This window comes from Streptosporangium sp. NPDC053982 (genome assembly GCF_055585205.1).
Map to the genome: position 1 here is coordinate 78,917 of NZ_JBVJKQ010000021.1, position 21,229 is coordinate 100,145.

16 protein-coding genes and 1 tRNA gene are annotated in these 21,229 nt (G+C 71.9%); 10 read left to right on the top strand and 7 right to left on the bottom strand.

Annotated features, from left to right (window positions below; genetic code table 11):
• Positions 1 to 65 precede the first annotated feature (65 nt).
• A complete protein-coding gene (locus tag ACZ6W9_RS32865) occupies positions 66 to 1,535 on the top strand; it encodes a vWA domain-containing protein (RefSeq protein WP_389969030.1) in 1,470 nt (489 codons plus the stop codon).
• A gap of 215 nt (positions 1,536 to 1,750) precedes the next feature.
• Positions 1,751 to 1,823 (top strand) — tRNA-Ala (locus tag ACZ6W9_RS32870).
• 150 nt (positions 1,824 to 1,973) lie between these two features.
• Here the strand turns inward: ACZ6W9_RS32870 and ACZ6W9_RS32875 are convergent.
• Positions 1,974 to 3,602: an ATP-binding cassette domain-containing protein gene (locus tag ACZ6W9_RS32875; RefSeq protein WP_389969032.1), complete on the bottom strand. Its 1,629-nt coding sequence runs from the start codon at positions 3,600 to 3,602 to the stop codon at positions 1,974 to 1,976.
• Between the two features lie 88 nt (positions 3,603 to 3,690).
• Between ACZ6W9_RS32875 and ACZ6W9_RS32880 the strand changes: the two genes are divergently transcribed.
• The 6 genes from ACZ6W9_RS32880 to ACZ6W9_RS32905 all read left to right on the top strand — a co-directional run bounded on the left by ACZ6W9_RS32880 (position 3,691) and on the right by ACZ6W9_RS32905 (position 12,178).
• Positions 3,691 to 4,452 carry a TetR/AcrR family transcriptional regulator gene (locus tag ACZ6W9_RS32880; protein WP_389969034.1) on the top strand — a complete coding sequence of 254 codons (762 nt, stop codon included), beginning with the start codon at positions 3,691 to 3,693 and terminating at the stop codon, positions 4,450 to 4,452.
• Positions 4,453 to 4,638: 186 nt separating this feature from the next.
• Positions 4,639 to 5,142 carry a hypothetical protein gene (locus ACZ6W9_RS32885; RefSeq protein ID WP_470121248.1) on the top strand — a complete coding sequence of 168 codons (504 nt, stop codon included), beginning with the start codon at positions 4,639 to 4,641 and terminating at the stop codon, positions 5,140 to 5,142.
• Entirely contained in the window at positions 5,142 to 6,542 is a 1,401-nt protein-coding gene (locus tag ACZ6W9_RS32890) for a hypothetical protein (protein WP_389969038.1), read from the top strand. The genes ACZ6W9_RS32885 and ACZ6W9_RS32890 overlap by 1 nt, the downstream gene beginning before the upstream one ends.
• The gene (locus tag ACZ6W9_RS32895; RefSeq protein ID WP_470121251.1) at positions 6,539 to 8,125 is read left to right on the top strand and encodes a vWA domain-containing protein; all 1,587 of its coding nucleotides are present in this window, start codon (positions 6,539 to 6,541) and stop codon (positions 8,123 to 8,125) included. The genes ACZ6W9_RS32890 and ACZ6W9_RS32895 overlap by 4 nt, the downstream gene beginning before the upstream one ends.
• Positions 8,126 to 8,153: 28 nt before the next feature.
• Positions 8,154 to 9,269: an ATP-binding protein gene (locus ACZ6W9_RS32900; RefSeq protein WP_389969042.1), complete on the top strand. Its 1,116-nt coding sequence runs from the start codon at positions 8,154 to 8,156 to the stop codon at positions 9,267 to 9,269.
• Positions 9,266 to 12,178 carry a DUF5682 family protein gene (locus ACZ6W9_RS32905; protein ID WP_389969044.1) on the top strand — a complete coding sequence of 971 codons (2,913 nt, stop codon included), beginning with the start codon at positions 9,266 to 9,268 and terminating at the stop codon, positions 12,176 to 12,178. Before ACZ6W9_RS32900 ends, ACZ6W9_RS32905 begins: the two co-directional genes overlap by 4 nt.
• A 112-nt stretch (positions 12,179 to 12,290) precedes the next feature.
• Here ACZ6W9_RS32905 and ACZ6W9_RS32910 read toward each other — a convergent pair whose 3' ends face one another.
• A complete protein-coding gene (locus ACZ6W9_RS32910) occupies positions 12,291 to 12,680 on the bottom strand; it encodes a DUF3224 domain-containing protein (RefSeq protein WP_389969046.1) in 390 nt (129 codons plus the stop codon).
• A 316-nt stretch (positions 12,681 to 12,996) separates the two neighbouring features.
• Between ACZ6W9_RS32910 and ACZ6W9_RS32915 the strand changes: the two genes are divergently transcribed.
• Both ACZ6W9_RS32915 and ACZ6W9_RS32920 read left to right on the top strand, forming a co-directional pair.
• Positions 12,997 to 13,590, top strand: a complete 594-nt coding sequence (locus ACZ6W9_RS32915) for a helix-turn-helix domain-containing protein (RefSeq protein WP_389969048.1) — start codon at positions 12,997 to 12,999, stop codon at positions 13,588 to 13,590.
• A gap of 26 nt (positions 13,591 to 13,616) precedes the next feature.
• Positions 13,617 to 14,039, top strand: coding sequence for a HEPN domain-containing protein (locus tag ACZ6W9_RS32920; RefSeq protein ID WP_389969050.1), 423 nt, complete (start codon positions 13,617 to 13,619; stop codon positions 14,037 to 14,039).
• A 180-nt stretch (positions 14,040 to 14,219) separates the two neighbouring features.
• On the opposite strand, the gene ACZ6W9_RS32925 is transcribed toward ACZ6W9_RS32920, so the two are convergent.
• From ACZ6W9_RS32925 to ACZ6W9_RS32945, 5 genes are all read right to left on the bottom strand, one after another.
• Positions 14,220 to 15,254, bottom strand: coding sequence for an ABC transporter ATP-binding protein (locus ACZ6W9_RS32925; RefSeq protein ID WP_362937622.1), 1,035 nt, complete (start codon positions 15,252 to 15,254; stop codon positions 14,220 to 14,222).
• Positions 15,251 to 16,408, bottom strand: coding sequence for an ABC transporter ATP-binding protein (locus ACZ6W9_RS32930; protein ID WP_389969053.1), 1,158 nt, complete (start codon positions 16,406 to 16,408; stop codon positions 15,251 to 15,253). The genes ACZ6W9_RS32925 and ACZ6W9_RS32930 overlap by 4 nt, the downstream gene beginning before the upstream one ends.
• Positions 16,408 to 17,367: an ABC transporter permease gene (locus ACZ6W9_RS32935; RefSeq protein ID WP_389969055.1), complete on the bottom strand. Its 960-nt coding sequence runs from the start codon at positions 17,365 to 17,367 to the stop codon at positions 16,408 to 16,410. Before ACZ6W9_RS32935 ends, ACZ6W9_RS32930 begins: the two co-directional genes overlap by 1 nt.
• A gap of 19 nt (positions 17,368 to 17,386) precedes the next feature.
• Positions 17,387 to 18,895 carry an ABC transporter permease gene (locus ACZ6W9_RS32940; RefSeq protein ID WP_389969057.1) on the bottom strand — a complete coding sequence of 503 codons (1,509 nt, stop codon included), beginning with the start codon at positions 18,893 to 18,895 and terminating at the stop codon, positions 17,387 to 17,389.
• Positions 18,896 to 19,044: 149 nt separating this feature from the next.
• On the bottom strand, positions 19,045 to 20,757 hold the full coding sequence (locus ACZ6W9_RS32945) for an ABC transporter family substrate-binding protein (protein WP_389969059.1): 1,713 nt from the start codon (positions 20,755 to 20,757) through the stop codon (positions 19,045 to 19,047).
• Between the last annotated feature and the right edge of the window lie 472 nt (positions 20,758 to 21,229).

The following is a 21,229-nucleotide window of genomic DNA, read 5'->3' on the forward strand; positions in this document are numbered from 1 at the left end:
AGCGTCCGGCGCGGACGCGGCAGGGGCCGTCGTAACAGGTGACGCGTACCCCCCAGGGAGGCGACATGAACCCGCGCCCGCTCGCCATCGTCCTCGCCGTGATCCTCCTGATGCTCGCCGCCGCCTGCGGCGGAACGGGGCAGGATTCCCCCACGGCCTCCCACCCGGAGAGCGACTCCGGGAAGGCGCCCCCGGCCGTCTCCCAGGAGCACGACTCCTCCGGCCGGCGGGACGCCACCGCCGAGCAGATCTCCACCTTCGCCCTCGACGTGGACACCGCGTCCTACGACTACGCCAGGCGGCTGCTGAAGGAGGGGCAGCGGCCGGACGCGGCCCGGGTCCGGCCCGAGGAGTTCGTCAACTCCTTCCGGCAGGACTACCCGGAACCCTCCGACAACGGCTTCACCGTCCAGGTGGACGGCGCCCGGGTGCCGGGCAACGGCGCCGCGCTGGTCCGGGTCGGACTGCGGACCCGCGGCGCGGAGGCGGGAGCCCGGCGCCCGGCGAACCTGACCTTCGTGGTCGACGTCTCCGGGTCGATGGCCGAGCCCGGCAGGCTCGACCTGGTCCGCGAGGCCCTGCACACGCTCGTCGACCAGCTCGGGGCGGGGGACCGGGTCTCGCTCGTCGCCTTCAGCGAAGAGGGCGAGCTGATCATCCCCATGACCTCGGCGGGCGGCCGCGACCGGCTGCACGCCGCCGTCGACCGGCTGGCCGTACGGGGGACCACCAACCTGGAGTCCGGGCTGACCGCCGGCTACGCCGAGGCGTCGCGGAGCTTCAGCCCCGCGGCGACCAACCGGGTCATCCTGCTCTCCGACGGCCTGGCCAACACCGGCGAGACGAGCTGGCGGGGCATCCTGGACCGGGTGGCCGAGCAGGCCGGGCGGCGGATCACCCTGCTGTGCGTCGGCGTCGGCCGCGAGTACGGCGACGAGCTCATGGAGCAGCTCGCCGACAACGGCGACGGCGCCGCCGTCTACGTCAGCACGGCCGACGACGCCCGCCGGATCTTCGCCGAGCAGCTCGCCGCCAACCTCGACCTGCGGGCCCGCGACGCCAAGGCACAGGTCGTGTTCAACCCCTCGACGGTGGAGTCCTACCGGCTGGTCGGCTACGAGAACCGCCGGCTCGCCGCCGAGGACTTCCGCGACGACGCGGCGGACGGCGGGGAGGTCGGCCCCGGGCACGCCGTGACGGCCCTGTACGACGTGCGGCTGCGCGAGGGGGCGGGCGGCCAGCTCCTCACCGCCGCCGTCCGCTGGCAGGACCCCGACACCCGGGCCCCGGGCGAGACCAGCCGCTCGGTGGAGACCGGCGACCTGGCCGCCTCGCCGTGGGAGGGGCCGTCGCCGAGGTTCCAGGTGGACGTGGTGGCGGCCGCGTTCGCCGAGTACCTCCGCGCCCGCGAGCCGATCGCCGGGGCGGACCCCGGGGAGCTCTCCCGGCAGGCCGCCCGGCTGGCCGCCCTCACCGAGGACGTCTCCGTGCGCGAGCTCGCCGACCTGATCGGCCGGGCCGTGACCCTCGGCTGAGCGCCGGGCCGGCCGTACCGGGCCGCGCCGGGCCGTACTGAACCGTGCCGCTCCTCGCGGCGGCACGGAGCCGGCCGGGCGTCACGCCGTACTCGATCAGGCGCCGCCGGGTCGCGCCGCGCCGTTCCGGCGGCGCCTTATCGAGTACGGCCTACGGCCCGATGTCCTATACACTGGCTTGGTGCCGCCGGGCGGAAGGCCGGGCGGAGCACCGAGGGGCTATGGCGCAGCTGGTAGCGCGCCTCCATGGCATGGAGGAGGTCTGGGGTTCGAATCCCCATAGCTCCACCGAAGGGCCGTTCTCGAGATGGCCCGAAGGCGGTTGACGAGATCCCGTCCGATCGGTTTGATCGGGCGGGATCTCGTCGTTTCCCGGCCGACGCGGCCGGTGCTCCGGGCCCGGCCGGTCTCCGCGAGGTCGCATGTCGGTCCGCGGCCTCAGCGCGGGCGCTCGACCCGGCCCTCGTGCCAGACCGGCTCGGCGCTCTCGTAGACGGTCCCGTCCGCGCCGAAGACCAGGAAGCGGTCTAGGTCGGCGGCGAACCAGCGGTCGTGGGTGACGGCCAGCACGGTGCCGGAGAAGGAGGCCAGGCCCTGCTGCAGCGCCTCGGCACTGGCCAGGTCCAGGTTGTCGGTGGGCTCGTCGAGCAGCAGCAGGGTGGCGCCGGACAGTTCCAGAAGCAGGATCTGCAGCCGGGCCTGCTGGCCGCCCGACAGGGTCTCGAACCGCTGGCCGCCGGCGGCGGCGAGTTCGTAGCGGGCCAGCGCGGCCATCGCGTCGTTCAGGGTGAGCGCGTGGCCGGCCATGACCAGTTCGGCCGGGGTGCGCCCGTGCAGGTCCGGCCTGGTGTGGGTCTGCACGAACAGGCCGGGCGCCACCCGTGCCCCGAGCCGCACCGAGCCGCGGTGCGGCACCGCGGGCACCGCGCCGTCCGCGGCCTGCTCCAGCAGCCGCAGGAAGGCGGACTTGCCCGAGCCGTTGGAGCCGAGCACCCCGACGCGCTCGCCGTACCAGATCTCGGTGCCGAACGGCCGCATCAGGCCGGTGAGCTCCAGGTCCTCGCAGACGACGGCGCGTTTGCCGGTGCGGCCGCCACGCAGCCGGATCCGCACGTTCTGCGCCCTGGGCGGACGCTCCGGAGGGCCGGCCTCCTCGAAGCGGCTCAGCCGGGTGCGCGCGGCCCGGTACGACGAGGCGACCGCGTCGTTGCCGGCCGCGGTCTGCCGCAGGGTGCCCACCAGCCGCCTGAGCCTCGCGTGCTCCTCGTTCCAGCGGCGGCGCCGCTCCTCCAGCCGGTCGATGCGCTCCTCGCGCGCCCTGGCGTAGGTGGCGAAGCCCCCGCCGTGAATCCAGGCGCCCCGGTCCTCCACGGTCACGATGCGGTCGGCGGCCTCCGCCAGGAGCCGGCGGTCGTGGGAGACCAGCAGCACGGTCTTGTCCGTGGCCCGCAACCGGGCCTCCAGCCACTGCTTGCCGGGCACGTCCAGGTAGTTGTCAGGCTCGTCCAGCAGCAGGACCTCGTCCGGGCCGCGCAGCAGGGCCTCCAGGACGAGGCGTTTCTGCTCGCCGCCCGACAGGGTTGCCACCGGGCGGTCCCGGACCGCGTCGTAGGGCAGGCCCATGGCCTCGGTGGCGCAGACGTCCCAGACGACCTCCATGTCGTATCCGCCGGCGTCGGCGTGGTCGGCGACGGCCTGCGCGTAGGCCAGCTGGGTCTCCTCGTCGTCGCGGGCGGAGATCGCCGTCTCCGCCCGGACCAGGGCCGCCGCGCCGGCGCGGACCCGTTCCGGCGCCACCGACAGCAGCAGGTCGTGGACGCTCCGGCCGTCGCGGAGACCGCCGATGAACTGCCGCATCACGCCGAGGCCGCCGGAGGAGACCACGCGGCCGTCGTCGGGTCGCAGATCTCCGGCGATCAGCCGCAGCAGGGTGGTCTTGCCCGCGCCGTTCGGTCCCACCAGAGCGGCCTTGACCCCGTCCCCGACGCGGAACGACACCTCGTGCAGGAGCAGCCTCCCGTCCGGCAGCAGGTAGGTCAGCCGGTCGACCTCGACATGTCCCGCCACGGCGGCCCCTTCGCGATCGGCTCTGGATCGGTGTTCGAGTGACCGGACCAATGATCCGGTCGTCGATCGCCATACTAGACTCTTCCCCGTGGGCACGAGCAAGAGGGAATCCGCGACACACCGCCAGGGCGCCGCGGGAGACGTGTGGCTGCGGCCGCCGGGGCGGACGGGCCGCGACGCCCCGCCCCTCAGCCGGAACCGGATCGTCGAGGAGGCGGTGGCCCTCCTGGACGCCGAGGGGGCCGACCGGCTGACCATGCGGCGCCTGGCGGAGCGGCTCGGCACCGGTTCCACCACGCTGTACTGGCACGTGAAGACCAAGGACGACGTCATCGACCTCGCCCTCGACCTGATCTTCGCCGAGGTCGTGATCCCGCCGGAGGACGGCCGGGGATGGCGTGCCGGGATCACCGCTCTGATCGACGGATGGCGCGCCGTCCTGCTGAGGCATCCCTGGTCGGCGGCGCTGCTGGGCCGCCCGATGCTGGGCCCCAACGTGCTGGCCCGCAGCGAGTTCCTCTACGCGACCCTTCTGGGCGCCGGGGTCGTCGAGCCGCGCCTGACCGCGGCGGCGTACGGGTTGTCCAACTACGTCATCGGCTCGGCGCTGATGCAGTCCACCTGGCTGGCCGACGCGGACGAGGAGGTACGGCGGGCCGCCCGGGAACGCCTGCGCGCCGACCGGGAGCGCTACCCCGCCCTCGCCGCCCACGGCCCCCTCGTCGCGGACGGCGACTGGGACACCGGCTTCGCCCTCGGCCTGACCTGGCTTCTCGACGGCATCGAGGCCGGCATCGGGGCCGGGATCACCGCCACCGGCGGCACCGCGGGCGGCGCGGCACGAGCCTGAGGCCGGGCCCGTGGGTCCCGCGACGCCACCGACGCCACCGACGCCACCGGCGGCGCGGCGCGAGCGTGACGGCGGGTCCGCGGGCCCCTCCCCGCCGGGGCGCTCGCGTGCCGGTGGGACGTCCTCGCGAGGGAGTGACTCTTTTCCGCGGATTTCTGTCGGAGTGATCTACTACGGTCCCTGACCATGATCGAAAGTTCACCCGGCGGCGGAGCCGCGCGGGAACATCTGAGCAGGGTGCGGGTGGTGCCGCCCGTCCAGCCCCGGAAGCTGGCGAAGGTGCCCTTCGTCGAGCTGGCGGACGGCCGGCTGCAGGGCGTGGTGTCGAGCGGCTCGGACATCGGCCGGGTCTACGTCTCCTCCATCGCCGCCGGAACCCACGCCTACAACTGCAGCACCAACAACAACCGCCCCTGCGGCGGCCTGTACGGCGCGCCGTGCAAACACCTGCGCGCCCTCGCCGCCGAGGCGGTTCTGCAGTACGGCCTCGGCCGCGTGGCCCGCTACCTGCGGGTCGACGTCCCCGAGGGCGGCGACCTGGTCGGCTGCCTGAACGGCTCCCACCAGCCCGCCCCGGCGGCCATGGTGTTCAGCCGCTTCCTGCGCCACCTGGCCTACCTGGAGATCCCCGACACCACCGAGCCGATCCCCGAACTGCACTGGTTCCCGTCCTCGGGGACGGTGGCCTGATGCTCGCCGTACAGCTGGCCACACTGCTCGACGGCGAACCCGAGGGCACCGGGGAGGCGCTCGGCCTGGTGAACGGCTTCGACGACGCCCTGGTGCACGGCCTGGCCCGGCTCGCCGAGGAGCATACTGAGGCGCTGGCCGCGCTGGCCGGGGCGTTCGCGGCCACCCCGATCGGCGGGCGGCTGGCCGAGGCCGCCGCCGGGGTCGCCTCCGGCTCGATCACCGAGGACCACCTGACGGCCCTGGCCGGCGGCCGGGCCGCGCTGCTCGGCGCCGTGCACGACGCCCTGCTCGCCGGCCTGGACGCGGCGCTGGGCCGCGAGCGCGCCCCCTGGAGCGCCGGGCCGGAGCCCGGGGAGGACGACGCGGCGAGTCCGTTCGGCGGGGTCCGATCCTGGCTGCGCGAGCTGGCGATCACCGGATGGCGGGGCGTCGACCACGACCTCGTCTCCGCCGCGGACCAGGTCGCCGAGGCGCTGCCGGCCGTACCGGGGAGGCGCAGGCTCGCGGTGCTGCTGGACGGCCTCGCCGCCGAGCTGCGCGCCTCCTGCCCGGTCGGCACGATGGAGCACCTGCCGGTCCGCCGCTGGGCCGACCTGTGGACCCGGGCCGTGCTGCTGTCGCACGACGGCGTCCCCTCCGGCGCTCCCCGGCCCGTGGAGACGGTGTCGGGACGGCTGCTGATCCTCGGCGTCGACGTGCACGAGCACGGCACCGCCGTCCAGTTCCAGGTCCACGCCGTCCTGGAACCCGCGGACGGCGGCAGGCCCAGGCTGGTGCGGACCGGAGTCACCGCCGCGAAGGTGGACACCATCACCGGTCCCGCGATGTGGAGGCTGCCGCAGCGCCACGGCGCGCTGCTGACCGCGCTGGCGGACCGCCGCTGCCTGGACGTCACGGACCTGCCGCTGCTCGACGGCGGCGACCTGCTCTGGGACGACGACCGCGCCCTGCCGGGCAGGCCCGCCGACCCCTTCACCGCAGCCCGGCTGCACCTCGCAGGCGCGCTCGCCCCGGCGGTGCCGCCCCTGGACCGCGTCCCGGTGCGCCTCGCCGAACCCGTGCTGGTGGAGGACTACAAGGTCACCAAGGACGGCTCGTTCGACCTGGGCGGCAACGTGCTCGCCGTGGACACCGAGCGGCTGCCCGCCTGCGGCCCGCTCACCCCGAAGCTGGTGGCGGGCTCCACGGCGTGCGTCGGGCTGCTCCGCTGGGACGGCGGCCGCTGGCTGCTGCAGCCGCTCGCCGTACAGACGAAGGTGAAGAAGGAGACGGTCGAGGTCGCCACCGGCGACTGGGCGCTCGGCCCCACCGATCCCAAGGCGGTGAAGGCCGAGGCCAGGGCCGGAGACCCGGTCGCGGTGCTGCGCGAGCGAGCCGGGCGGTTGCTGCGGAGATGAGCGACGACATCCACACGGCTGACATCCACACGGGCGACATCCGTACGGACGGGGGCGCGGCCGGAGGTACGGACGCCCTCCAAGGTGCGGACGCCCCGGCCGGCGGTCCCGCGGCCGGCGACGGCCTCCCCGCCGGCGCCGCGCGGAACCGGCGGCAGGTGCTCTACTGGCGGCTGCTGGCCCGCCTCTTCGACCACGACGAGCAGCCCGCACTGGAGACCGCGAGCATGGCGGTCGTCGGCGATCTCGGACTGCCCGCGGCGCTGCTCGACCCCTCCGTGTCGGTCGACACGCTGGTGCAGCGCTTCCCCGAGCTGGCCGGCGAGTTCCGGGACCTGTTCGCGCCGGGGGAGCCCGTGCCCGGTGACGAGGTCCGCAGGGCCGCCCTGGTGTCGAAGCTGCTGCTCAACGTCTTCGACACCGGGGCGGGCGACGTCACCGCGACGCAGCTGGCGGCCTGGCAGCAGGACGCCGGCTGGCTGACGCAGGCCCTCGGCGCGTGCGGCGCTCCGGGCGGCGCCCAGGGCGGTGCTCCGGGAGCCGCGGCGGGCTCCGGCGGGCCCGGCGCCGGGCCCGGCGCGGGGACCGGTCCGGGCGCGGGCCCGGGTTCCGGGAGCGGCTCCGGCGGGCCCGGCGCGGGACACGGCGCGGGTGCGGGACACGGTCCCGGCACGGGATACGGCGAGAGCGGCCGCGAGCTGTCCGGGGTGCTGGCCGACCTGGAGGCCGACCTGGTCCGCCGCATGCGGCTGCGCGAGGTCCTGGCCGACCCCGCCCTGGCGAAGCGGCTCACCCCCAGCATGTCGCTCGTCGAGCAGCTGTTGCGCGACAAGGCCAACCTTTCGGGTGTGGCGCTGGCCAACGCCAAGGCGCTGATCCGCAGGTTCGTCGACGAGGTCGCCGAGGTGCTGCGCACGCAGGTCGCCAAGGCCAGCGCGGGAGTCGTCGACCGGTCGATCCCGCCCAAGCGGGTGTTCCGCAACCTCGACGTCGAGCGCACCGTCTGGAAGAACCTCGTCAACTACAACCCCGAGGACCAGCGGCTCTACGTCGACCGGCTGTACTACCGGCGGACCGCCAAGCGCGTCACCCCGGCCCGGGTGATCGTGGTCGTCGACCAGTCGGGCTCGATGGTCGACGCCATGGTGAACTGCACCATCCTGGCCTCGATCTTCGCCGGGCTGCCCAAGGTCGACGTGCACCTCATCGCCTACGACACCCGCGCGCTCGACCTCACCCCCTGGGTGCACGACCCGTTCGAGGTGCTGCTGCGCACGCAGCTCGGCGGCGGCACCGACGGCACGGCCGCACTGGCCCTCGCCCAGCCGAAGGTCGCCGACCCGCGCAACACCGTGGTCGTGTGGATCTCGGACTTCTACGAGTGGAACTGCGACGCCGTCTTCGCCGGGATGGAGTCGCTGCACCGCTCCGGCGTCCGGGTCATCCCCGTGGGCTCGGTGAGCAGCGGCGGCCAGCAGAGCGTCAACCCGTGGTTCCGGCAGAAGCTCAAGAACCTCGGCACGCCGGTCATCTCCGGACACATCCGCAAGCTCGTCGTCGAGCTGAAGAACTTCCTCGCCTGAGAACCTCCCCGTTTAGGAGAAACCCCTGATGAACAACGAGATGCTGCGCGCGCCCGCCGAAGTGAAGTACGCCGAGGAGCTCGACTGGCTGGAGTCCGTGGACGACGGGCCCAAGCCGTTCTCCTGGCGGCTCAGCCCCCGGATGGTCCGGCTCTTCGTCCTCGGCTCCGAGCGTTCCGACGGCCTGGACCGGGAGATCCCGCAGAAGTGGTTCGGTGACCGGAGCTTCGTCGAGCGCAGCATCGTGACGCTCGCCTCCGACCGCGGCCTGCTGCTGATCGGCGACCCGGGAACGGGCAAGAGCTGGCTGGCCGAGCTGCTGTCGGCCGCCATCTGCCGCAACTCCACTCTGGTCGTCCAGGGTACGGCGGGCACCACGGAGGATCACATCAAGTACTCCTGGAACGTCTCCATGGTGATCGCCAAGGGGCAGTCCCGCGAGTCGATGATCCCCTCGCCGATCATGACGGCGATGGAGCGGGGCATGATCGGCCGCTTCGAGGAGCTGACCCGCTCGACCAGCGACGTGCAGGACGCGCTGATCTCGATCCTGTCCGAGAAGTACGTGTCCATCCCCGAGCTCGACACCGACAACACCGTGTTCGCCCGGCCCGGTTTCTCGATCATCGCCACGGCCAACAGCCGTGACCGGGGCGTCAACGACCTGTCCTCGGCGCTGAAGCGGCGGTTCAACTTCGTCCGCATCCCGGTGGTGACGAACAGGACCAGCGAGGCGGAGATCGTCCGTTTCCGCACCACGGAGCTGCTGCGCCGCCACAGCATCGAGCTGGACGTGCCGCCCACGCTGCTGGACGTCCTGCTGCAGAGCTTCGCCGACCTGCGCGCCGCCGCGGCGTCGGCCGCGAGCGAGGACGAGAGGCTGGAGTCGGCGCTGTCCACCGCCGAGCAGATCGGCGTGCTGGAGGACGCCATCCTGCACAGTCACTTCTTCGGCGACCGGGCGCTGCGCGCCGAGACGCTGGGCGGCGCCCTGGTGGGGTCGCTGGCCAGGCGTTCCCCTGAGGACCTCGCGATCCTGAACAAGTACTGGCACGGCGTCGTCGAGCCGCGCAGCCGCAAGGACGGCGGGGAGTGGACCGGCTTCCTCGAGGGCGGCCGCCAGGCGATCTCGACGCTGTCATGAGCGCCTTCGACGCGCTGCGCGAGCAGCTCCTCGACGCCGCCGAGGCGTTCTCCGGCGGCGGGGACGCCCTGTCCGGCATCCTGGCCGGCATGGTCGACGACGTCGACCGGATGCTGGGGGAGAAGCTGGAGATCTTCCCGGTGTGCCACCACTCGCCGGCCTCCGCGCTGGCCATGACGCGGCGGCTGCGCGGCAAGCGGCCCAAGGTCGTCTACCTGGAGCTGTGCGAGGACCTGCAGCCGCTCCTCTCCGAGCTGCGCAACTGCCGGCTGCCGGTGGCGCTGCAGGCGTTCGCCACCCGGCTGGACGGCTTCCCGCCCGGCTCGGGCCCGCTGAGCGTGGTGGCGCCGGTGACCGAGGCGTCGGCGGAGTACCAGGCCATCGCCTACGCGCTGGAGACCCCCGGTGTCGAGCTGGTGCTGGTGGACCGCTCGGTGGACCACGTCTTCCAGTGGCTGCCCCGGGAGCCGGCCGGCGACGGGTCCGGAGGCGCTCCGGACGGCCACGCCTCCCCGGGCGCCCCGGCCTCCCCGGGCGGTGCGGTCGCTCCGGCCTCCCCGGCCGGTGAGGCCGACGACGGGCGGGACGAGGAGGCGGCCCTGCACGGCGACGCCGTGGGTGTGGAGATCGGCGACCTGCGGCCCGGCTTCGCCGAGCTGGAGGCGTACCTGCTGCACCACGGCAAGGTCCGCCACTGGTCGGAGTGGTGGGACCAGTACGTCGAGCAGCCGCTGACCGGCGCGGACCACGACACCTACCGGCAGGCCATGGCGCTGATCGGCAGCCTGTTCCGCCGGCTGCGCCCCTCCGACGGCGACCGCCTGGCCGTCGACGAGGAGCGCGAGCGCTACATGTGGACCCGGATCCGGGAGCACCTCGCCGCGTCCGGCGCCGACCCGGCGGAGTGCCTGTACGTGTGCGGCGCCTTCCACGCCGTCAGCCGGGTCGCCGAGTTCGGCCTGGAGTCCGGCGCGCCTCCGTACGTCATCACCCCCCGCACGGCCACCGACTGGCTGTACGGGCTCATCCCCTCCAGCCACTCGGCCATCGAGGCGCAGTTCGGACTGGCCCAGGGGTCGGTGTCGATCGCCGCGGCGACCTGGGCAAAGGCCGCGACCCGCGGCGGTGTCACGCCGTACCGGCTGGCGGGGCAGCAGGGCGGCCGCGCCAGATCCGGGAAGGCCGGGAAGAACGGGAAGGCCGGGAAGGCGGTCACGGCGGCGGCGCCGGAGCCGGCCCCCGACCGGCTGTCGGGGTTCCTGGCCGCCCCGCCCGCGCTGGACGGCCTGGACGAGGACGAGCTGCGCGGGTGGTGCGTGGACATCGTGCGGCTGGCCCGCCGCAACGGTTACCTCGCCAGCACGGCCGACGCCATCGCGGTGTTCGAGACGTCGATCCTGCTCGCGGGGGTGCGCGGCCGGGCCAGGCCGACGCCGTACGACTTCGCCGACGCCGCGGTGACCTGCATCGAGAAGGACGCGGTGCCCGGCCGTCGCGACGTCCGCCGCCTGTGCGAGATCCTGCTGGGCGGCGACCGGGTCGGCGTGGTCGGCTATGAGGCGCTTCCCCCGCTGGCCCGTGACGTCTACGACCGGCTGGAGCCCCTGGGGATCGACCTGGGCCGGCGCACCCAGCAGCGGGTTCTGCTGGACCTGACGGCGAACCCGGAGCTCCGGCCGTGCTCGGACCTGCTGTGGATGCTGCGCTACCTGCTGCCCGACGACGCGGCCCGGCCCATCATGGGGGTGCGGCGCCTCGGTGAGCGGCCCATCCAGGAGAGCTGGGACCTGGCGATCGGCCGCCACCAGCGGTCCATCGTCGAGCTGGGCTACGAGGGCGTCACCGTCGAGCAGGTGCTGGAGCAGCGGCTGCGCCGCAAGGTCCGGGACCCGCGGGCCACCGCGGGGACCGCGCTGGAGGCGGTGGAGGACGCCATCCTCTACCTGGGCGGCGGCCGCTTCGCCGACGAGCTGGGCGCCCGCGCGGTGGAGCTGCTGGCCGCCGAGCGCACCGTCGACGACGCCCCCGAGGTGCTGCGCCGGATGCGGCGGCTGCTGGCCCACCACCGCGCCGCCGCGCCGGGCCTGCCGGCCTGGTGCGAGGCGTTCGTCACCGCCGGGTACGCCCACTACTGCACGCTGCTGCCGTCCGCCTTCGCCGACGACAGCGGTGTCCGCCAGGTCGGCGCGATGCTGGGCTTCCTGTTCTCCATGGAGGGCCTGGCGCTGTCCCTGGGCTGCGACCGGACCCAGCTGGAGCTGGCCGTACGGCAGTCGCACCCGGAGGCCCCGGCCAAGGTGGCGCTGCTGTGGGCCGCCGAGACGCAGCTGGGCCTGCTCCCGAGGGAGGAGCTGCGCGCCCGGTGCGACGGACTGCTGGGCAACCCGCTGGTCGTCCCCGCCTTCCCGCTCTACCTGAGCGGGTTCGTCCAGGCGCTCGACCCGGTCCCGGGGCTGGCGCCGTTCGTGGTGGAGGCGCTGTCCAAGGCGTTCGCGCGGCTGCCCGACCCCGTCCTGCTGCCGTGGCTGCCGACGCTGATCGCGACGCTGCGCCGGAACGTGCCGGAGCTGGTGCCGGTGCTCGTCCGGGAGGCGGGCCGGACCTTCCCCGGCGGGCTGGCCGAGCTGGACGGATGGACCCCGCCGTGGGACCGCCTGGCCGGTCCCGCCCGGACCGGCCGGCCCGGCGGGGCGGCGCCCGCGCCGAGCGGTCCGGTGACCGGTCTGCTGGCGCGGCACCCCGCGGCGTGCGATGCCGTGGCCGGACTGCTCGGCTGCCCGCCGGAGTGGCCGGAGTGGCCGGAGGGGCCCGCCGGCGGCGTGCCGGACGCGGGGGAGGAGCGGGTGCGGGCGCTGCTCGGTCGGTATCCGGCGGCGACCGGCGCGGTCGCGGCGCTGCTCGGCGCCTGAGACCCGGATCCCCGGGAGGCTGGATCCCGCCCGAGGGCCGGACCTCCTGGGCTGCCGGGCGTCCGGGCCACGGGGCCGCCCGGACGGTCGCGGCGGGACGGCCCGCGAGGGCTCAGCCGAGCTCGTAGTCCAGGTGGTAGGAGTGGGCGCCGCCGTCATTGACGATCTGCCCTCCGCCGCTGAGGCCGGCCAGACCGCCGGTGCCCGAGCCGGGGAGCACGGTCCAGCTCAGGGCCGACTCCCCGGCGTGGGCGGTGGCGTTGTGGTGGAGCACGAAGGTGCCCTCGCGGCCGTCGAGGACGCCGGTGAACCGCTCGAAGCCGGCGTAGGCCGCGGAGTCCTCACTGACGACGGCGGTGATGATGTCGGTGGTGCTGGCGCCCTTCAGACCGCCGTCGAAGGTCTTGACGACGTGGACCCGGGAGAGCGCGGCCCCCTCCGCCTCGTCGTAGGGGGCGGGCTCCCAGCTGTCGATGGAGAAGGTACCGGTGGCGCGGGGCATCTGAGGGGCTCCTCGGTCGTCGTACGGCACGGGCCCGGCCTTCCGCGCCCGTGGAACGGACCTCATCCTGCCGCCCGTACCTGTCGGCTCCTGTCAGGTACGGCGCGGGGCCCGGACAAGGCGCGAGCCGTACGGGTGGGGGGGCGTCCCGTACGGCTCGCGCGTCTGTGGGGGTGCCGGGAGATCTCCCGGGGCCTTCTGCCAGACTCCGGCCATCTCGGCGAAGTGGCATGCGGTGACCTCGGCGGAGTGACAGGCTGTGATATCGGCACCGAAACCTGAGACGCTACGCATAGGTGGGTGATAAGTTTCATCTATGCGTAGTGAGCCGCCTCCGCTGTTGCCGATCTTCCGATCGAGGCACCAGGCAGAGTTGCTCGCGCTCCTCTACCTTCGTCCGGAACGGGAGTTCACCCTGACCGAGCTCGCCAGGCGAGTCGGCGTGCCGCTGACGACGATGCAACGCGAGGTGGGCCGCCTGCTACAGGCCGGCCTTCTTTCCAGCCGCAGGATCGGCAGAGCACACCTGATCCGCGCCGAGACATCCGGTCGTTACGCCCGGCCGCTCACCGAGCTGCTGACATTGACGTTCGGACCCCACGCCCTCGTAGAGCAGGAGTTCGCCGCCGTCCGTGACGTGGAGGCGGTGGGCATCTTCGGTTCCTGGGCGAGCCGTTACCGCGGGGAACCGGGCCCGCCTCCCAACGACATCGACATCATGGTCATAGGGCATCCCTCCCGGGCGGACGTCTACGAGGCCGCCGATCGGGTGGAACGGCGGCTGGAGATTCCCGTGAATCCCGTCATCCTGTCCCGTGAGCGCTGGGAGGAGGCCGCGGACCCGCTCGTCGAGCAGATCCGGTCGTCGCCGCTGGTCTGGGCCGGAGAGCCGTCCGGGGAGGGTGCGTGATGCGTTGGTCCAAAGGGCGAGCAGAGGTGGAACACCTGCTCGCGCAGAGGCGGCTCCAGAAGATCGGCGGTTCGGCCGCCGACGGCACCGAATGGCTGGAACGAGCCAGGCGGACATTGCGCACCGCGCAGGCGATAACCGCTGATCCGGACAGCGCGTTCATTCTCGCCTACGACGCCGCCCGGCACGCCTGTACGGCGCTGCTGGCCCATCAGGGTCTCCGCCCCACCACGGCAGGTGGTCACTATGTCGTAGAGGAGGTGCTGCGTGCCCAGTTCGGTGATGCCTTCAGGTCGTTCGGAGCGCTGCGCCGCCGCCGAAATGAGATCGAGTACCCGATGCGGCCAGGCGATGACGTCGAACAAGGCGAGGCCGCGGCGGCGATCACCGCGGCCGGACTGCTGATCGACGCGGCGGGAGAGCTCATGCCCAGCCTGTCCCTGTTCTGATCCGGGTCTTCGCCGGCCGGTTCGGGATCGTCTTCCGCGAGCGGGATCCACCCGTTCGTCATCCTCGGAGAAGGCGATGGCGCGCGGGGCCCGGACAAGGCGCGAGCCGTACGGGTGGGGGGCGTCCCGTACGGCTCGCGCGTCTGTGGGGGTTCCGGGAGATCTCCCGGGGGGCTTTCGTCAGGCTCCGGCGACCTCGGCGAAGTGGCAGGCCACGGGGTGGCCGTTGCCGCGGTCGACGAGAGCGGGCTCCTCGGTGGCGCAGATGTCCTGCGCCTTCCAGCAGCGGGTCCGGAACCGGCAGCCGCTCGGCGGGTTCAGCGGGCTCGGCACGTCACCGGTGAGGATGACGCGCTCGCGGGCGCGCTCCTCCTTCGGGTTGGCCATGGGAGCCGCCGACAGCAGCGCCTGGGTGTAGGGGTGGGCGGGACGGTCGTAGAGGTCGTCCCGCAGGCCGGTCTCGATGACCTTGCCGAGATACATCACCGCGACCCGGTCGGAGATGTGCCGCACCACCGACAGGTCGTGGGCGATGAAGACGTAGGCCAGCCCCATCGCGTCCTGCAGGTCCTCCAGCAGGTTCACCACGCCCGCCTGGACCGACACGTCGAGTGCGGACACCGGCTCGTCGAGGATCAGCAGCTTCGGCTCCAGGGCCAGGGCCCTGGCGATGCCGACCCGCTGGCGCTGGCCGCCGGAGAACTCGTGCGGGTAGCGGTTTCCGTGCTCGGGGTTCAGGCCGACCAGCCGCAGCAGCTCGGCGACCCGGTCGGGGCCGCCGTCCTTCCAGCGTTCGTGGACCTTCAGCGGCTCGGCGATGATGTCGTTGACCGGCATCTTCGGGTTGAGCGAGGCGTAGGGGTCCTGGAAGACGATCTGCATGTCGCGCCGTACGGGCTGGAGCTCCTTGACCGACATGGCGGTCAGCTCCTTGCCCTGGAAGCGCACCGAGCCCGAGGTGGGCTTGTGCAGCTGCAGGATCGCCCGGCCCGTCGTGGACTTGCCGCAGCCCGACTCGCCCACCACGCCGAGGGTCTCGCCCTCGTCCACGTGCAGGGACACGCCGCTGACCGCCTGCACCTGCGCCACCACCCGGCGCAGGAAACCGCCGCCGCGGACCGGGAAGTTCATCACCAGGTCCTCGACCTTGAGCAGGTGGTCGCCGCTGTCCGGCTCCCGCTGCGGGGCGGGCGTCTCCTCGGTCGTCACACTCATGCCTTGGTCTCGCTCTCGGTGCGGAAGAACACGGTCGGGTCCTCGACCGCGGCCAGCCGGTCCCAGTGGTGGCAGGCCGCGAAGTGCCCGCCGCTGTCGGTCTCGGCCAGCTCCGGCTCGGTGGTCCGGCACACCTCGTCGGCCAGCGGGCAGCGCGGCGAGAAGGGACAGCCGGTCGGCAGGTTGATCAGCGACGGGGGAGTGCCCTTGATCGGCCGGAGCCGGCTGCCGGAGGTCTCCAGCGACGGGATCGACCCCAGCAGGCCCGCCGTGTACGGCATGCGGGGCCCCTCGAAGACCGGGTCGGTTTCGCCGATCTCGACCGGCCGCCCGGCGTACATCACCAGCACCCGGTGGGCCATGCCCGCGATGACGCCGAGGTCGTGGGTGATGAGCACGATCGCCGCGTTGACCGCGTCCTTGACCTCCAGGAGCTTCTCCAGGATCTGCGCCTGGACGGTCACGTCGAGGGCCGTGGTCGGCTCGTCGGCGATGATGACGTCCGGGTTGTTGATGACCGCCATGGCGATCATCGCGCGCTGGCGCATGCCGCCGGAGAACTCGTGCGGGTAGCTGCGCAGCCGCGCCTCGGCCTGCGGGATGCCGACGAGGTCGAGCATCTCCTTGGCGCGGGCCAGCGCGTTCTTGCGGGGCATCAGCTCGTGCGCGAGCACCGCCTCGGCGAGCTGGTCGCCGATCGAGTGCACCGGGTTCAGCGCGGTCATCGGGTCCTGGAAGATCATCGCGATCTTGCGGCCGCGCAGGCCCCGCTGCTTGCGAGGCGACATCTTCAGCATGTCCTCGCCGCGGAACAGGATCCGGCCCTTGATCCGGGCGCTCTTGGGCAGCAGGCCCATGACCGCCATGGAGGAGACCGACTTGCCGGAGCCCGACTCGCCGACGATGCCCAGCACCTCGCGTTCGCGCAGGCTGTAGGAGACGCCGCGGACCGCGTGCACGACGCCGTCCTCGGTCGGGAACTCCACGCTCAGGTCCTGAACCCGGAGGATCTCGTCCTCCGACGGGGGCCGTACGGCGTCCCGCTGCAGGCCGGTGTGCACCTCCCCCGAGGAGTCGAGGATGGTGCTGGCGATGTCGTAGGTGTGCACGTCGCCCTTGCGGGGCTCGATCGGCACGTTGGGAGGAGTCGTCATCAGGCACGCACCCGGGTCTGTCGTGGATCGAAGGCGTCGCGCAGGCCGTCGCCGATGAAGTTGATCGACAGCGCGATCGCGATGATGAAGATGCCCGGCCACCAGAACAGCCACGGACGGGTGCTGAACGCGGTGCGGTACTCGTTGATCAGCTGACCGAGGGAGGTGTCGGGGGCCTGCACGCCCAGGCCGAGGAACGACAGCGCCGACTCCAGCAGCACCGCGTTCGCGGTGGCCAGCGTCGCGCTGACCACGATCACGCCGATGGTGTTGGGCAGGATGTGCCGGAAGATGATCCGGCGGGCCGGGGTGCCGACCGCGCGGGCCGCCTCCACGAACTCCTTCTCCCGCAGCGAGAGGAACTCGCCGCGCAGCAGGCGGGCCATGGTGGGCCAGATCGTCAGGCCGAGGACGATGCCGAGCGGCACCACGCCGGCGTCACCGAACTTGCGGCCGAGGACGGCGGCGATGACCAGGACCGGAATGGTGATCATCACGTCGGTGACGCGCATCAGGACGGCCTCGACGCGCCCGCGGTAGTAGCCGGCCACCGCGCCGACGACGGCGCCGACCACGGTGGCCACGATGCCGACCAGGAAGGCGACGATGATCGACTGCTGGGCGCCGCGCATGGACTTGGCGAAGTAGTCGACGCCGATGTCGTCCTGGCCGAACGGATGGTCGCCGATGGTGAACGGCGACAGGCTGAGCGTCGGCTTGCCCTGGTTCACCAGCGCCCCGGTGGTGATGTAGCTCTGGTGCCACCAGCCGGGGATGCCGGCGAAACCGATGGAGCTGAAAGCGAGCACGAGGACCAGGCCGAAGACGATCATCCCGGCCAGCGCGGCCCGGTGCCGGAAGAACCGCCGTCGCACCATCTGGGCCTGGGTGCGGGCGACGATCGTCATGCCCTGCTCGGCGCCGCCATCCGGTGCCTGCGCTTGTGCGCTGAGTGTCATGAGTGGGTCTCCGATGCTTTCACGACAGCCGGATGCGCGGGTCGAGGTAGGCGTAGAGGATGTCGGCGATCATGTTGAACACGACCACCGTGGCCCCGGTGACCAGGAAGAACGCCATGACCGGCCCCGGGTCCACCTCCATGAGTCCCTTGGTGAACATGAAGCCCATGCCGCGCCAGCCGAAGACGTTCTCGGTGACCACCGCGCCGCCGATCACGCCGGCGAGGTCGAAGGCCATCATGGTGGTGACCGGGATCAGGCCGTTGCGGAAGGCGTGCTTGAGGACGACGGTGCGCTCGGGGAGGCCCTTGGCCCGGGCGGTGCGCACGTAGTCCTGGTTCATGACCTCCAGCATGCTGGCCCGGCTGAACCGGGTGTAGGTGGCCAGAGAGATCAGGATGAGGGCCATGGTCGGCAGCAGCAGGTGGCCGGCGCTGTCGAGGCCCGTCTGCCAGAAGTCGCCCTGGTAGTTGGGGGTGCGGGCGCCGATCGTCGAGATGGGGCGGTGCCGCACGGTGTCGCTGTAGCCGGCGAACGCCTGGAGCATCCGGTCCAGGAAGACCATGGCGCCGGTGAACACGCCGGTCAGCGTGGCGGCGGTCATCGCCTGACGGCGCTGCAGGCCGCCGAGGACGTAGCCGAGGCCGAGGCAGACGGCGATCGTCAGCAGCAGCAGGCCGCCGATCTCCAGCCAGGTCGGGTCGGCCAGCACGGGGCCGAGGATCTGCGAGCAGATCGCGCCGATCACGGCGGCGGCGAGGGTGGCGTACAGCGGGCCGCGATACTGCAGGCCGGCGGTCAGGGCGGTGAAACCGACCGCGGCGGCCAGGCCGAAGGCCAGGATGAGGGGGGTGCCCAGGCCGGGGTCGGCGAACCAGCGGGTCACCGACAGGACGGTGAACAGCGCGCCGCCGACCACGAGGCCGACGGCGAAGGCGATGAGCCGGCGCCTGCGGTCGCCGACGGTGAGGGCGCCGAAGATCAGGCCGCCGAGCAGGGCGAGGGCGCCGATCACCGCGGGCGGGATGACCGGGTCCTTCAGCCAGTTGTTGAACTCGATGGCGACGTACTGCTTGAGCATGACCGCCACCCAGAAGAGCGGCAGGGAGAAGCAGATGAAGGCGGCGAAGGTGACGGTGTAGTCGAAACCGCTGTACTGGCGGAGCGCGGAGATGATGCCGATGACGATGCCGACCGTGATGGCCAGCACGGTCGCGGCGAGCACGAGCTGCAGGGTCGCCGAGAGCGCGTCGCTCAGGATGGGGGCGATGGCCTGGCCGTCGCGGTTCACGCCGAGATCGCCGCGGACGATCCGGCCCAGCCAGCCCAGATAGCGCAGCACGACGGGGACGTCGAGCTGCATCCGCTCGGACCGCTCGGCGATCTTGGTGAGCTTCTGGGGGCTGTTGTCCTGGCGGAGGTCCTCAAGCGGGTCGCCCGCGAAAGCGGTGAGGACGAAGATGATGAAGGTCGCCGCCAGGAGGACGAAGAACGAGATGACCAGTCTCCGCGCGATGAAGACGATCACTTCGTCACCTCCCGTTCATGGAAGAGGGACTGCGTGGATCAGGGCCGGGACCGGGAGGGCTTGTGGCCTTCCCGGTCCCGGCCCCGTGGGGACTGCTGTTTTCCGTCAACCGCGGCCGTGGCCGTGGCCCGCGGTCGGAACGGGTGGGACTACTCGATCGTCCACTTGTCCATGTTCCAGCTGATGCCGGCCTGGGTCGGGTTCGGGATGACGTTGTTGACGCCCTCGGACCACGCGGTCAGGTTCGGGTTCTCGTACAGCGGGATCGTGGCGAGGTCCTGCCACATGATCTTCTCGGCCTCGGCGATGAGCGGGGTCTGCGCGGCCTTGTCGGTGGTCGCGTTGACCTTCTTCAGCAGCTCGTCGACCTTCTTGTTCGAGTAGCAGCCGTTGTTGTTGCCCTTGTGCTCGCTGTCGCACTTGCTGGGCGAGGTGTACGTCGAGGTGCTGCCGCTGATCAGGTCGGAGCCGATCCAGCCGAACAGGGCCACGTCGTAGGTGTTGTTGGTCAGGCCGTTGCCGAAGAAGTTCTCGTCGCCGTTGTCCTTGATCTTGAAGCCGGCCTTGCTGCAGGAGTCACTGATCAGCTGGGTGACCGAGGTGCGGCGGGGGTTCGGCGACTGGTAGCCGATCTTGATCTCGAGGCCTTCCTTGCCGGCCTTCTTCAGCAGGGCCTTGGCGCCCTCGATGTCGACCTGGTCGTACTTCTTGTCCTCGCCGGCGATGCCGTTGACGACGTCGGCGTAGCTCGGCTGGACGCTGGAGACCAGGCGGGCCTGGAGGATGGTGGCGTTCGGGTTCAGCGGCTTGATCAGGTTGTCGACGATCAGCTGCCGCGGAACGCACTTGGCGAAGGCCTCGCGCAGGGTGCGGTCCTTGAACGGGCTGGAGTCCATGTTGAAGTCAAGGTGGTCGTAGAAGTACTGCGGACCGGTCTTGACGGTGACGCCCTCAAGGGCGTTCAGCTGGTTCAGCACGTCCGGGCCGGGCTGCGGCACGGCGATGTTGACCTCGCCGTTCTGCAGCGCCTGCGCCTGCTGGTCCAGCGCGATGAAGCGCTCGACGATGGTCTGCACCTGCGGCTTGGGGCCCCAGTACTTGTCGTTGACCGTGAAGGTCAGCGACTGGCCGGCGTCGAACTTCGACAGCTTGTACGGGCCGGAGGAGGGGATCAGGTCCTCGCTGAGCAGCTGGCCCTTCATGAGCCAGCCGTCGTTGTAGAACTTGATCGCGTCGGCGAGCTTCTTGGCGTCCTTCTTCTTGACGGCCTCGATGAACTCGTCCTCCGACAGGCCACCCTTCTTCTCCACGACCTGGGCCGGCATGATCTGGCCCTGCGCGTACAGCGCGCCGGCCCAGTCACCGAACGGCTCGCTGTAGGTGTGGGTGATCTCCTTGCCGCCCTTTTCGCAGTTCGGCACGTCGGTGAGCTCGTAGCCGGTGGTGCCGGCGGTGGAGAAGCCCTTGATCTTGCCGGAGTTGGCGGCCCAGGCCAGCATCAGGTCGTCACAGTCGATCGGCGTGCCGTCGGACCAGACGGCCGCGGGGTTGATCGTGTACTTGACCTTCAGCGGGTCGTCGGAGATCTTCTCGTAGGTCCCGAAGTCCTTGTTCGGGGTGACCGTGCCGTCGCCGCCGAAGTACCAGAAAGCGGTCAGCACGCGCTGCAGCGGCAGGTTGTTGCGGGAGGCGTTCTCAGCGCCGGTGTTGCCGTTGTAGGAGCTGAACTCCTGGTCGAAGGCGAAGGTGACCGTCTTCCCCGCACCGGAGCCCGAAGAGGCTGCGGCCGAGCCCGACGTGGTGGGCTTGCTCGCCGAGTCGGTGCCCGCGCAGGCGCTCAGCAGGAGTGCACCTCCTGCCACTGCTACTAGAAACTTGCCAGATGTCCGCGCATGGAACACGGCAGCACTCCTTTTATCGTCCGGTCTGGGGTCAGCCGTCAGCAATGGTCGAACAAAGCTGAGCATCGGGAGTCTCCCCTGGACAAGTGGGGCGACTTGGGTGTTGCAGACCTGATACCGGCGGCGTCCCATCCTGTAACAAAGCGGGCCGGTAATCGGGAAACTACGCAATTGCGAAAATAAGGAGGAAAGTTCCTTATGTCTGTGAAGTCCGCTATGTCCGGTAACGCATAGTGCTCGGATGTGGCCCGGCGGGAGTGGGGAAGCGATGGAGTCGCAGGTGGGCGGCCCGCCGGGATGCGGACGGGCCGGATCGTCGTCACTCTCCGCGATCGGGCGGCTGATGATCCCGTTCCGGTGGAGGGAGCCCGGCGGGCCGGGACGGTCCGTCCGGTACGGCGTGACCCGCCGGTCCACGCACCCCCGCCGGACG

What these genes read in the sequence shown, in the direction of transcription:
- ACZ6W9_RS32885 (WP_470121248.1), top strand. Translation starts at nt 4,639, where the DNA reads ATGATCGAAAGTTCACCCGGCGGCGGAGCCGCGCGGGAACATCTGAGC.
- ACZ6W9_RS32865 (WP_389969030.1), top strand. Translation starts at nt 66, where the DNA reads ATGAACCCGCGCCCGCTCGCCATCGTCCTCGCCGTGATCCTCCTGATG.
- ACZ6W9_RS32925 (WP_362937622.1), bottom strand. Translation starts at nt 15,254, where the DNA reads ATGAGTGTGACGACCGAGGAGACGCCCGCCCCGCAGCGGGAGCCGGAC.
- ACZ6W9_RS32935 (WP_389969055.1), bottom strand. Translation starts at nt 17,367, where the DNA reads ATGACACTCAGCGCACAAGCGCAGGCACCGGATGGCGGCGCCGAGCAG.
- ACZ6W9_RS32890 (WP_389969038.1), top strand. Translation starts at nt 5,142, where the DNA reads ATGCTCGCCGTACAGCTGGCCACACTGCTCGACGGCGAACCCGAGGGC.
- ACZ6W9_RS32930 (WP_389969053.1), bottom strand. Translation starts at nt 16,408, where the DNA reads ATGACGACTCCTCCCAACGTGCCGATCGAGCCCCGCAAGGGCGACGTG.
- ACZ6W9_RS32900 (WP_389969042.1), top strand. Translation starts at nt 8,154, where the DNA reads ATGAACAACGAGATGCTGCGCGCGCCCGCCGAAGTGAAGTACGCCGAG.
- ACZ6W9_RS32895 (WP_470121251.1), top strand. Translation starts at nt 6,539, where the DNA reads ATGAGCGACGACATCCACACGGCTGACATCCACACGGGCGACATCCGT.
- ACZ6W9_RS32910 (WP_389969046.1), bottom strand. Translation starts at nt 12,680, where the DNA reads ATGCCCCGCGCCACCGGTACCTTCTCCATCGACAGCTGGGAGCCCGCC.
- ACZ6W9_RS32915 (WP_389969048.1), top strand. Translation starts at nt 12,997, where the DNA reads ATGCGTAGTGAGCCGCCTCCGCTGTTGCCGATCTTCCGATCGAGGCAC.
- ACZ6W9_RS32905 (WP_389969044.1), top strand. Translation starts at nt 9,266, where the DNA reads ATGAGCGCCTTCGACGCGCTGCGCGAGCAGCTCCTCGACGCCGCCGAG.